This window comes from Bacillus sp. ISL-7 (genome assembly GCF_018613065.1).
Genome location: NZ_JAGGQW010000050.1, coordinates 201,584 through 214,789 on the forward strand (window position 1 = coordinate 201,584; position 13,206 = coordinate 214,789).

10 protein-coding genes are annotated in these 13,206 nt (G+C 39.0%); 1 reads left to right on the top strand and 9 read right to left on the bottom strand.

Annotated elements, in window-relative coordinates; genetic code table 11:
* Nucleotides 1-189 precede the first annotated feature (189 nt).
* On the top strand, nt 190-789 hold the full coding sequence (locus J7E66_RS21370; protein ID WP_215003519.1) for a TetR/AcrR family transcriptional regulator: 600 nt from the start codon (nt 190-192) through the stop codon (nt 787-789).
* Between the two features lie 152 nt (nt 790-941).
* Here J7E66_RS21370 and J7E66_RS21375 read toward each other — a convergent pair whose 3' ends face one another.
* From J7E66_RS21375 to J7E66_RS21415, 9 genes are all read right to left on the bottom strand, one after another.
* Nucleotides 942-1,646, bottom strand: a complete 705-nt coding sequence (locus J7E66_RS21375) for a DUF421 domain-containing protein (RefSeq protein WP_215003521.1) — start codon at nt 1,644-1,646, stop codon at nt 942-944.
* 403 nt (nt 1,647-2,049) lie between these two features.
* Complete coding sequence (locus J7E66_RS21380) at nt 2,050-3,084, bottom strand: electron transfer flavoprotein subunit alpha/FixB family protein (protein ID WP_215003523.1); 1,035 nt, start codon at nt 3,082-3,084, stop codon at nt 2,050-2,052.
* On the bottom strand, nt 3,085-3,912 hold the full coding sequence (locus J7E66_RS21385; RefSeq protein WP_215003525.1) for an electron transfer flavoprotein subunit beta/FixA family protein: 828 nt from the start codon (nt 3,910-3,912) through the stop codon (nt 3,085-3,087).
* Nucleotides 3,913-4,207: 295 nt separating this feature from the next.
* Complete coding sequence (locus J7E66_RS21390) at nt 4,208-5,383, bottom strand: thiolase family protein (protein WP_215003527.1); 1,176 nt, start codon at nt 5,381-5,383, stop codon at nt 4,208-4,210.
* A 63-nt stretch (nt 5,384-5,446) separates the two neighbouring features.
* Entirely contained in the window at nt 5,447-7,603 is a 2,157-nt protein-coding gene (scpA, locus tag J7E66_RS21395; RefSeq protein WP_215003529.1) for a methylmalonyl-CoA mutase, read from the bottom strand.
* A complete protein-coding gene (locus J7E66_RS21400; RefSeq protein WP_215003532.1) occupies nt 7,591-9,741 on the bottom strand; it encodes a methylmalonyl-CoA mutase family protein in 2,151 nt (716 codons plus the stop codon). The genes scpA and J7E66_RS21400 overlap by 13 nt, the downstream gene beginning before the upstream one ends.
* A gap of 287 nt (nt 9,742-10,028) precedes the next feature.
* Nucleotides 10,029-11,108, bottom strand: a complete 1,080-nt coding sequence (gene phaC, locus J7E66_RS21405; protein WP_374103875.1) for a class III poly(R)-hydroxyalkanoic acid synthase subunit PhaC — start codon at nt 11,106-11,108, stop codon at nt 10,029-10,031.
* An 88-nt stretch (nt 11,109-11,196) separates the two neighbouring features.
* A complete protein-coding gene (locus J7E66_RS21410) occupies nt 11,197-11,586 on the bottom strand; it encodes a hypothetical protein (RefSeq protein WP_215003536.1) in 390 nt (129 codons plus the stop codon).
* A 61-nt stretch (nt 11,587-11,647) separates the two neighbouring features.
* Nucleotides 11,648-13,198, bottom strand: coding sequence for an acyl-CoA carboxylase subunit beta (locus tag J7E66_RS21415; protein WP_215003538.1), 1,551 nt, complete (start codon nt 13,196-13,198; stop codon nt 11,648-11,650).
* Nucleotides 13,199-13,206: the final 8 nt, after the last annotated feature.

Genomic DNA, 13,206 nt, shown 5'->3' on the forward strand with positions numbered 1-13,206 from the left:
TTTACAATGTGTTTAATAATTAACATTGTATAAATTACTTTATAATGAGATCGTTGGTTCTGACAACAGACAATTTCTTAAAAACTGTAAATTAGTTATCATTTATTTCAATTTCGTTGAGAAAGCCCAAAAAAATAGACAGAACTAAAATTATTGTAAATTACCAATTAATAGGAAGGGTGATTAGACATGAAGGACAATGAAAAGAAGCGAGTAGATCCTCGTATACTTCGTACGCGCCAATTAATCAAGGACGCTTTTATAGATTTGTTGCAGGAGATGGAAATTAATAAAATAACGGTTAATCGGATTGCGGAACGCGCAACCATCAACCGTGTTACGTTTTATCTGCATTATCATGATATACAAGACTTGATGGAGAAAATGGCACAGGAAATGGCCGAGGATATTGAGTGCATTATGATGAGTACGACAACAAACATGAAATCCGCTGAAGAAATTGATTCATTGAAGCTTGTGAACCTGCTTGAGCATATAGCCGAGAATGCCAAATTCTATAAAGTGGTTCTTGGTTCCACACGAACGCCAATCTTTACAGAGCGGTTATTAAATATCCTTACAAAATCAATAACAGAGAGAACGGAGATAGACTCCTTGCTCGCTACTACCGATATCCAAAGGGATATTGCCATTTGGCACGGTTCTTCAGCTCTTATCGGCACGATCGTAGCTTGGTTGCGTAAGGACATGCCTTATACACCGCAATTTCTTGCTAAGCAGTTGTATATGCTTTTTCATTTAAGTAAGGATGATAGGAAATCAACATAAAGAAGCGATTATACCAGTTGGACCTTTTTGGTAGTTGTTTACTACTGGGCTTTTCCTATGCAAACAAAATATCCCCTTTTGATAAATTCCGGGGATTTTTTGTTCGTATAAACCTAATGGTTGCCTTCCTATTTTCAATTAGCCTTTCCAAATTATTCAACATCTGTAGGTGAATTTATTTTATCTTCATATTTGTCTACAAAAAGGTAACCACCGCTATTGACTACAGCATAATAAATTTCTTCTATTCGTAAATTTCTTCTCTTGAATTCAGCTTCAATCCACTCACGGTTATAGATGCCGGCAGCGTTCTTTTCGATGATTTTCCCGTCCATAATTAGTTCAACTGGCAGCGACTCTGATGAATTGGGCAAATTTAAATCTTTTTTTATTACATTTTGATACGGTATCTTTTTCAGAATGGATAATTCCCCGTTCACTTCTAGTAATGCGTATTCCACTTCAAATATATTAAAAATATCCTTTTCCCTTAATAGCTGATTAAGGTCGTCAATCGAGAACTTTACCTTTTTCATATTATCGTCTAGTAATTTTCCTTTTTCTATTAGCAGGGTTGGTCTACCAGATAACCATTTTCTAAAACTTCGACTCCTAGAAGATAACACCATGAACAAATAAAACATTAAAACTAATACAAGAAATGAAATTAATATTTCTTTGAACTTTAAATTCGTATCAAACCCCATGTTCGCTATAAAGGAACCAATTGTAACGGATAAAGCAAAGCTATAGTGGTTTTTATGAGAGTTAATATGCTTTCCAATAACCAGAGTAACAAGTATTAAAAGCAAAAAGCTGAAACCTGTTCTCAGAATTGGTATAAGTGTATCATCCATTTAAATCTCCTGTTTACTGATATTGTTTAACCATCTTGTATTTGAACTCAACTTTAGTATAAAACAGCAGCTAAAAAGGATTGTAAACAGCCAAATATCATTAATTATTCTGCACTTAAGAATGGAATTAAAGATAATGATGGCAAAAGGCTGTTTTTATCATAAAATATCCCCATTTAATTATTTTATCTTTCCAATTAGCTATTTTATTTATCCATCAATTTCAGATTTCATTAGGCTTCAATTATAGGCATATATAGGAAAAAGCCTCATGAGTGAAAAAATTCACCGTGAGGCTTTATTATAGAGATATTGTGAATAACAAATAATTCATTGTGGGAACTTACGTCTCCGACCTTTTTGAGAATTTCTATTTTATGTTTCTCGCCCCGGAATCATTACATCAACCTGCGCTTGTATTGCTTACCTTGTCTCTGGATAAAGCCTTTTTAAACTGTTCGATTAGTAAAGGAACAATCTCAAAGGCATCGCCAACAATTCCATAATGACAGTTCTGAAAAATTGGGGCTTCTTTGTCCTTATTAATGGCAATAATTAAACCGGAATTTTTCATTCCTACAATATGTTGAATCGCACCGGAAATTCCAATTGCAAAATAAATTTTTGGCGTTACCGTCACACCGGTTTGCCCTACTTGATGAGCGTGATCGATCCAACCCGCTTCCACCACATCCCTGCTGGCACCAACCGCTCCTCCAAGAGTTTCCGCCAATTGGTGTATTAACTGAAATCCCTCGAAACTCCCTAATCCTTTTCCGCCTGCAACAATGATGTCCGCTTCGTCGATTCTAACTTTCTTTATAGTTTCCTTTACAATTTGCAAGACTTTTGTCCGAATATCTTCTTCCTTTAGGGATATTGTTTCTTCAACCGTCTTGCCCGTCCTCCCTGATTGAGGAGTAAGAGCTTTCATGACTTTGGCGCGTACTGTCGCCATTTGTGGTCGGTATTTTTTACATAAAATGGTTGCCATAATATTTCCGCCAAAAGCCGGCCTGCTCGCTAATAGTAACCCTGTTTCCTCTTCAACATCCAGCTCCGTTGTATCCGCCGTTAAACCTGTCGGCATATCGGTGGCTACCGCACTTGCCAGGTCTTTTCCTGTTGAGGTGGCCCCGTAGAGGATAATTTCTGGTTTATATTTTTCCGTGCATTCCAGCAGCGCCTTCATGTAGGACTCGGTCCTGTAATGTTTAAAGATGGGTTGATCATATACATACACTGTATCTGCTCCGTATTCAAAAACGGTCTTCGTTAAATGTTTAACATTTTCCCCGATTAGAATACCGGCCAATTCCACTCCCCGTTTGTCTGCCAACTTTCGACCGGCCCCCAAAAGTTCGAGGGATACAGAAGCCACCACTCCATCTTTTTGTTCAATGAATACCCAAACACCTTTATAATCTTGGAAATCCAATTACATTTCCTCCTTTGATTCAAACAACTCTTTCTTTTCAAGCATGACAGAGACCAACTGCTCTACTTGTGCCATTGGGTTGCCTTCAAGGAACGTTCCCCCTGCCGGCTTTTGTGGAGCCCAAACTTTGGAGACAATCGTTGGAGATCCCTTCAAACCAAGCTGCTTCACATCAACCTCTTCCAGGTCATCAACAGACCAGATATGAGGTTTATATCTGGCAGCTTTTATCATGTTTGGAAACGGAGAATACGGCACTTCATTGATTGTTTTTTCAACGGAAAACAAACACGGCAATGTGGAACGGACGACTTCATATCCATCCTCGAACTTGCGATGGACAATGGCAAATCCTTCTTCTTGATTGATTTCCACTACTTTGTTCACAGAAGTCAGCGGTGGAATATCGAGCCTTCTTGCAATTCCGGGTCCGACTTGCCCGGTATCTCCATCAATGGACATTTTTCCGCAAATGATCAAATCTACGGGCTGTTGTTTTCCTATTTTTTCAATCGCCTTTGTCACGGCATAGCTCGTTGCCAATGTATCTGCACCCGCAAACCGGCGGTCCGTGATTAAATAGCCCTCATCGGCGCCTATTTCAATACACTTTTTAATTGCGGTAACCGCTGGAGGCGGCCCCATTGTTACAACAGATACGATTCCCCCATACCTATTCTTTAGACGAACCGCCTCTTCAACTGCATGTGCATCATACGGATTCAATATCGCAGGCGCCGTCCTGCGGTCCATCGTGTTTGTTTTTGGGTTCATCTTGATAATTTTAGTGTCAGGCACTTGCTTAATACAGGCTACAATATGCAGCATTTAACCCCTCCCTTTTATTTAAAAAGCACATATTTTTTTACTTTACGTAATATGAAACTTGCCGGCTGTTTGTCGGCTAAAAAGCCTTTTTTCGCCCGTTTACTTTTACTTTATTAAACGAGATGTCCATACATTCGAATTTTCTGACAAATATCTATGTAAATGTTTCCAATGAAAAGCCAAACTAAAAAAAACCGCACGAGTGGAGGAATCACTGTGCGGTTATGGGGATCAGAGATCAACCATTGCTCATCTAGGTTTTATCATTCATTTGCCTTTAACTGAAGACAATATATTATACTGCTTCAATGATGATTGAAACGCCTTGTCCACCGCCTACACATAAGGATGCTAATCCAATTTGTTTCTTTTGACGTCTTAATTCATGAACTAAGGTAACCACAATCCGTGCACCTGAACAACCGATTGGGTGACCTAATGCTATCGCTCCTCCATTAACATTAATAATCTCCTCTGGCAAACCTAATTCCTTATTAACTGCCAGCACTTGTGCTGCAAATGCTTCATTGAGCTCTGCCAATTCAATATCCTGTATTGTAAGATTTGCTCTCGTTAAGGCTTTTTGTGTTGCCGGGACTGGGCCAATGCCCATGATAGAAGGAGAAACAGCAGCACTAGCAACCGAACGAATTTTGGCAAGTGGTTTTAAGCCGTATTCCCTTACAGCTTGTTCAGAAGCAACAATGACTGCAGCTGCCCCATCATTAAATGACGAAGCATTTCCAGCTGTCACCGTCCCATTTTCTTTAAAAGCTGGTTTCAGAGTTAGTAATTTCTCCAGATTAGTATTTTTTATATTCTCATCTTCTGTAAATAAAGTAGAACCATGCTTGCTTTTAATAGCAACAGGAATAATTTCTTTTTCGAATTTACCATGTTCTTTAGCTTTAATTGCTTTTTGCTGGCTTTCTAAGGCAAAAACATCTTGTTCCTCTCGAGAAATATGATAGCGTTCTACTAAATTTTCAGCTGTAATCCCCATATGGTAACCTTCTATTGCACAGTGAAGTCCATCATGAAAGAGTGCATCCACTGTCCGTAAATCTCCCAATTTCTGTCCCCACCTTGCATTCATCACCAAATGCGGGACATTACTCATACTTTCTGTCCCGCCCGCAATTACAACACTTGAATCTCCTGCAAGAATTTGGTGGTAGGCTAAAGTAATAGCGCGCAATCCAGATGCACATTGTTTATCAATTGTAATGGCTGGTACAGACACAGGTATCCCAGAATGGATAGCTGCTTGTCTTGCTGGGTTTCCTTTGAGTCCTGATTTTAGTACATTACCTAGTACTACCTCATCAATGCATTCAGCCGAAAGACCAGATCGTTGCCACACCTCCTTAACAACATCTGTTGCAAGTTGTACAGCTCCTACATCTTTCAATGAACCACCGAAACACCCTATCGGAGTTCTAAGTGCCTCTACTAAGTATACAGTTTGCATTTACCTTCCCCCATTTCCCATAAAAATAGCGGTTTTGTCCGCGGTTTTACTTGGCACTTCCCTTTAATCGTTCCAATCTAAACGTCGATTGATTTCTTCTAATACTTGTTGAGCAGCAACAGGTATGACTGTTCCTGGACCAAAAATAGCCGCTACCCCGTTTTCTTTTAAAAATTCATAATCCTTGACCGGGATAACACCTCCGGCAACAACAACGATGTCCTCTCGGTCGAGCTTCTTCATTTCAGTCATTAGTTTTGGCAATAGCGTCTTATGACCACCAGCCTGAGAACTTATCCCAATAACATGAACATCATTTTCAACTGCCTGAAGTGCAGCTTCTTCTGGTGTTTGAAAAAGAGGACCAATATCCACATCAAATCCTAAATCTGCAAATGCAGTTGCTATTACCCTGGCCCCGCGATCATGACCATCCTGTCCCATCTTGGCAACCATGATTCTTGGACGGCGTCCTTCTCTCGCTTCAAATTTCTGAGTTTGTTGTCGTACGTCATCAATTTCTTGCACAATAGCATATTCGGCGCTATATACTCCAATGACCGAGCGAGAATTTGCTTTGTGACGCCCAACAACTTTTTCATATGCATCGGAAATCTCACCAAGACTTGCTCTGGCCCTTGCTGCTTCAATTGCAAGGGCTAATAAATTACCTTCTCCTGTTTCAGCAGCTTGGGTAATTGCCTTTAGCGTGGCTTGTACCTTTATATCATCTCGACTTGAACGCAGCTCTTGTAACCGCTTAATTTGAGCTTCTCGTACAGCCGCATTATCAACTTCAAGGATGTCTAGATTGTCTTCATTTTCTAACCGATATTTATTGACCCCGATAATGGTTTCTGTTTTAGAGTCAATATGGCTTTGCCGACGAGCAGCCGCCTCTTCAATTCTCATCTTCGGGAGGCCCGTTTCAATTGCTTTAACCATACCACCTAGGGACTCTACTTCTTGAATATGCTTCCATGCTTGATTTGTTAATTCATGCGTTAAATATTCCATGTAATAAGAGCCGCCCCAAGGATCAACCACATTGCAAATACCGGTTTCTTCTTGTAAATAAAGCTGTGTATTCCTGGCAATCCGTGCAGAAAAATCTGTTGGTAATGCAATTGCTTCATCCAGAGCATTTGTATGCAATGACTGGGTATGTCCCATTGTTGCTGCCATTGCTTCAATACAGGTTCGAGTTACGTTATTAAAAGGATCCTGCTCGGTTAAGCTCCAGCCTGATGTTTGGGAGTGAGCACGCAGTGCCATTGATTTTTCATTTTTAGGTTGAAATTGTTTCATCAGTTTCGCCCACAATAGGCGTCCTGCCCGCATCTTCGCTACTTCCATAAAATAATTCATTCCAATTCCCCAAAAGAACGATAACCTTGGTGCAAATGAATCAATATCCAACCCGGCTTTCAGTCCGGTTCGAACATACTCTAATCCATTGGCTAAAGTGTACCCTAGCTCAATATCCGCAGTCGCTCCAGCTTCTTGCATATGATATCCAGATATACTAATGCTGTTAAATTTCGGCATATGTTGAGAGGTGTAGGAAAAGATGTCTGCTATAATTCTCATTGAAGCTTCAGGTGGGTAAATAAAGGTATTCCGAACCATATATTCTTTTAAAATATCATTTTGGATGGTACCAGATAATTGTGATTGATGAACGCCTTGTTCTTCAGCTGCCACGATATAAAAAGCTAAAATCGGAAGTACAGCACCATTCATTGTCATGGATACCGACATTTTATCCAATGGGATCCCATCGAACAAAATTTTCATATCCAATATCGAATCCACAGCCACACCTGCTTTTCCTACATCGCCCTCGACACGGGGATGATCAGAATCATAGCCACGGTGTGTTGCCAAATCAAATGCAATCGATAGGCCCTTTTGTCCTGCAGCTAAATTCCGGCGGTAAAAAGCATTGCTTTCCTCTGCAGTTGAAAAACCAGCATATTGTCTTACTGTCCATGGTTGGTTAATATACATTGTTGGATATGGCCCTCTTAAAAACGGTGCGATTCCAGATATATACTCCAAATGTTCCATATTAGTAAGGTCAGAAGATGTATATAACGGTTTCACGTCAATGTTCTCTAATGTTTTCCATCTTGCGGCCGTTTCTTCTATTTTTCGAGGAATGGGGGAGGTAAAAGTGTCACGAAATGACATTTTAGTAAAATCCACTACTTTGTACATTCTCTAATTCCTCCCTTTATTTGAAGAGTGATCAATTTTTCATAGTAGTTAATATTTGAATGAATAAAGTCATCTACTCCTGCTTTCGTATATAGTTCTCTATCATTTGCAGGAGGATAACCAGCCAATAGAATGGTTACGTCGCTATTACATTGTTTCAAACTTTTTGCTAGAGAAGGAACTACCTCAGGAAAATTCTCATCCTTACACAAAATGACCACAATATTGGGTTTGGAAGATTGGAACGCATGTAAAGCCTCGGAAATCGATTGATACTCTGCATGTAGGCTTACATGAAATCCCCCTACTTTTAAAAATTCAGTTACGAAATCTGCATGATGTTTATAGTTAGAAACAGGTCCAAAATTGGCTACAAATACCTCAGGGAGATGACCAATCTTAAGCTTGTATTTTTCTGCATGCTCACGAAGTGTCTCAAAAGGTTCTGCTGCTCTGTGAAAACCAAAATGACGAATAGATGGGTTCATACTTGTTGGTAAACACATAGCTTGTAAGAGTTCATCAATTTTCACACCGGCTTTGGCCGCTTTTATAGCATTCTCCATAGAATGATTTCCTGTAAATTTTTTTAATGAATCTTGTAATAGAACAAACTCCACGTTAGAATTCAGATGGTTAACATTTTTGGGTGCGTCATTTTTGACTGGAGTTTCGACCTGTTCAATGTTTTCGTGAAAACCCAATGGATTCTCATCCAAATTTGGATAGATATTTGTACCTACAATCTTTTCTTTCCTGCTTTTGATATTAATCATTTTTTCTTCAGCTGTTCCAGTAACTGTCTCTTGTGGAAAACCCTCAATGAGCGAATTATACATTCCACCTATTTTTTCTATTTGTTGAAAAAGCTCCCATGCCTTTTCAGCTAGTGTATAGGTGAGTGTTTCGATGTACCATGATCCTCCACCTGGGTCGGTAACCTTTGACAAATTAGCTTCATTTTCCAGAATTAGTTGAGTATTTCTTGCAATTCGACGTGAAAACTCATTAGGCGGACCAAATGCCTCATCAAATGGTGACACATGCAGGCTATTAACACCACCAATAATCCCACCAAACGCTTCTGTTGTTCCACGGAGTATGTTTACATAAGGATCGTGAACCGTTTTTGTCCATGCCGAAGTCCTTGCGTGAATGAACATCTTTTGAGAAGTATCATTACCGCCTAATTCCTTCACGATTCTAGCCCACAACATTCGAGCAGCTCTAAATTTTGCTATTTCCATGAAAAAATTTGAACCTATCGAAAAAGAAAAAGCTATCCTATTTGCTGCATCATCAATAGAAATGTGGTGATTTTCCATAGTGCGAAGATATTCCAAACCTGTGGCAATTGCAAAAGCCAATTCCTGTACAGCATTTCCCCCCGCATTATGGTATGCATGGGTTTGGACAACAATTGTTTTCAATTCAGGAGAGTGTTTCATCGACCACCTAGTCATCTCTGCCATCATTTTGTATGCTTGATTAATAGGATATGGAAGCTCCCCCTTTTGTACGAGTTGTCCAATTGGATCAATACCAATACAGCCTCTAACTCTATTGGGACGTTGATTTTGTTCAATTATATAAGCCATAAATGTAGCGAAAAAAGGATATCCGCTTATACAAGGTTCCAAATAGATTGGGATCTCTTCCAAATTTATCTTCTGGAATGCTTTGTGAAAATCCTGGAGAGAGGCTATTGAAACGCCTGTCCTATTTACCTTTTCCTGGTCCAAGGGGTCAATCCGTCTCTCTTCGTCTAAGACCAAATGAAGCATCGTTTGCCCTTTTTCTAAATCATTTCGTACAGCTTGATTAAACTCTTCTGGATCCGTGCAGGCTAATTCCTGACACACTTGCCAAGGTTCATGCTGTTTGCCTATTTCATTTGTTCCACGTAAATATGGGAAATCACCTGGCAATGTAGATAAAAAAGGATATTTTTCAATATCCTCATGACGATACAAGGGTTGAAGACGAATTCCTTCATAAGTATCGGTAACTAGATTTTCTTCAAATTTAGCTCCTTTTAAGTTTTTCTCTGCCACTTCTCTCCACTGTTGAAAAGTTGGTGTAGAAAAATCCTCAAACAAATGTATTTTAGATTCTGTCATTTTACTATTAATGGTCACAGTTTCAAGCCACTCCCCTTCTAGTCTATAATTCTGTAATAATTTAAATTTGTATTTTAACCTGATTTTTCCGGGGAAGTTTTTGACAAAGAATACTTGGATTGTTTTGAAAAATGGTAAGTTGGGTAATTATAATAAACTTTTGCAATCGCAAAATTTTCACAAAGGGAACACTTAATTTGATACGATGCTTTGCTGAGATGGGGAGCTTCTAAAAATGGCAGTGCTTCTTTCATGTGTGTTTTACATACCCACATAATTTCACCCCTTCCTTCAATCTTTTTAAACTAATAACAAGATCGTTCTTCCAACCAATTACCAATCGTTGGATATGTTATTTTTGAAGCTTTACTTCCAAAAGCAATGGACGTGTGACCTACTGGTAATTTTATATACTGTTTGTCTTTACTGGATATGCGATTCATCAATGCTTCTACTTGATGTGGTTGTGCAATGATGTCAATTTCACCTGATAAGTTGAGCACATTCGCAGTGATTGCCTCAAGATTAACCTTCCGGCCTCGAATAACCAGTTCGCCTTTGATAAGCTTGTTTTTTTGATAGAATTCGCGAATCCACTGACGATAGGATTCCCCTGGAAATGGAATGCCATCATTTAACCATTTTTGCAGAAGTTTAAAGCTTTTTACGAAACTTTCATTATCAGCCCGATCAAAAAGACTAACATATGGTCCATAAAAGTTTGCCATCGGTTTGAGTAATTTGTTTCCGATGTCAATCATTTCAGGTGGGATATTCCCGTATGTTTGAACCAATTTATCAATATCAAAATGTTGCTCATCCAGCATTGCACCATATACGCCTGTTTCTTCAAAATCAAATGGGGTTGTCATAAAGATAAGGTTACGAATTGGTAACTCAGGGTGCAGAGCTGCAAATATTGATGTTATCGTCCCACCCATGCAGTATCCAAGAATGGACACTTCCTCCGCATTCGATTTCCGCAAGACTTTTTGCACTGCTCTTGGGATGTAATCCATAATATAATCATCTAATTTCATATTTTTATCTTCCATGCCTGGTGTACCCCAATCAAGTAGATAAACGTCAAAGCCTCGATTTACTAGATATTCAACTAAACTGCTACCCTTCGTTAAGTCCATGATATAGGGCTTATTAATCAGTGCAAAAATCAAAAGAAGTGGAGTTTTATATTTTTTCGGTTGTTCTGAAATATAGCGATAAAGCTTGGTTTTATTTCTAGTCCAAATAACTTCTTTCGGCGTTGGGCCAACCTCTGGCTCAGCATCCTTCATTAACACTTGAGTTACACTTTTTACACGTCTATTCATCTGTTGATATTCCTCTGGCATCATCCCGATAAAACTTTCGTATTGTTTTGTCATTAGATCCTTCATTACTATCCACTCCTTACGTAAAATTAAATTAACACTTTTCATTTAATATGAACCTAATTTCTATATACCTTACATTCTAAGATTTTAATAAAGTAATGATTTGATTCAGTTTATTATCAAGACTTTTCATTTCCTTTTTTAAACTTGCCATTTCTCGTTGAGATTCCACTGAATCACTTTGATTATCCTTGTAATCTTGTATAAATTCTTCTAAATCATCCACTTTCGCATCGATATTAACAATTTGCGAGGAAATATGCGCAAGGTCATTTATTGATGGTAGATTGACAAATTCATAATAACGCTCGGTAGTTTCATTCAACATATTTTTTAATTGAAGATTTATCTCCAACAACTGTCCTATCTCCTCAGCTGGAAATTTCTTTGTCACTCTATCATCAAAAAGCTTGCTGTACTTGGTGTAATAATCCTTCCAAATTTCATAAGTGTTAAAGTTTTGTAACATCTTTACCCCTCCTATTACCTATATAATTTAATGATTTTACTAGATTTTTAAAAATCTAATCTTACAACGGAATATTTCCATGCTTTTTTTTCGGTCTTGATTCTTTTTTTGTTCTAAGCATCTCTAAAGATTGTTTCAGAACTTTCCTTGTATCTCTAGGATCAATCACGTCATCAACCATGCCATGAGAGGCGGCAACATAAGGATTCGCAAACTTGTTTCGATATTCCTCAATTTTTTCAGAACGAGTTACTGCGGGATTGCTGCTTTGGTTAATTTCTTTCGCGAATATAATATTTGCTGCTCCTTCAGGACCCATTACGGCGATTTCCGAGTTAGGCCAAGCATAGACAATGTCCGCACCGATGGCTTTTGAATTCATTGCCACATAGGCTCCGCCAAATGCTTTTCTTAGAATAACCGTTATTTTGGGCACAGTCGCTTCCGAATATGCATAGAGAATTTTTGCTCCGTGACGAATGATTCCGCCGTGCTCTTGATTGACGCCTGGGAAAAACCCAGTAACGTCTTCAAATGTGATAATTGGAATGTTAAATGAATCACAGAATCGAATGAATCTGGCAGTCTTATCCGAAGAATTAATATCCAGTCCTCCAGCCATTACTTTTGGCTGATTGGCAATGACCCCCACACTATTTCCATCAATACGTCCAAAACCAACCACGATATTTTTCGCATAGTCTTTTTGTACTTCCATGAAATCACCGTGATCTAGAACTTGTTCTAATACCTTACGAATGTCATATACCTTTGTTCCATTGAGAGGTACTAGGTCAAGCAAATCTTCGCGCCAATCACTCTCTTCACAAATTGGAAGAGCCTGAGGAGTTTCCGAATTATTTTGAGGGAGAAAGGTAATTAATTTCCGTACCTCATCTAAGACCTCGTGTTCAGAATCCCCAGTAAAATGCGCACATCCACTTATGGAGGAATGAACTTTTGCACCGCCAAGATTTTCCGCAGAAATGTTCTCTCCAGTAACGGTTTCAATCACCTTTGGTCCTGTAATAAACATTTGACTGGTTTTGTTGACCATAAACACAAAATCAGTGATCGCTGGAGAATAGACTGCCCCACCTGCACAAGGGCCCATAATTACAGATATTTGTGGGATGACCCCTGAATAGATGGCATTCCGATAAAATATTTGACCGTATCCGTCTAAGGAAACAACACCTTCTTGAATCCTAGCGCCGCCAGAATCATTTAAACCAATAATGGGTGCTCCATTTTTAGCTGCCAAATCCATGATTTTGCATATTTTTGTCGCATGCATCTCTCCTAATGCTCCGCCAAAAACGGTAAAATCCTGTGCAAATACGTAGACAAGCCGACCTTGAATTTTACCGTAACCCGTCACGACCCCTTCTCCTGGGCTTTCTAATCTATCCATACCGAAGTTGGTTGAACGGTGCTGAATGAATGGATTTAATTCCACAAAGGAATCTTCGTCTAGTAATAAATCAATTCGTTCCCTTGCAGTTAACTTCCCGCGATTATGCTGGGTATGAATTCGCTCGTCTCCCCCGCCAAGAGCGACCTTACCTTTCCGGTCCCAAAGATCAAAAATCTTCTCATAAACTGTGCTCATTGGTTATC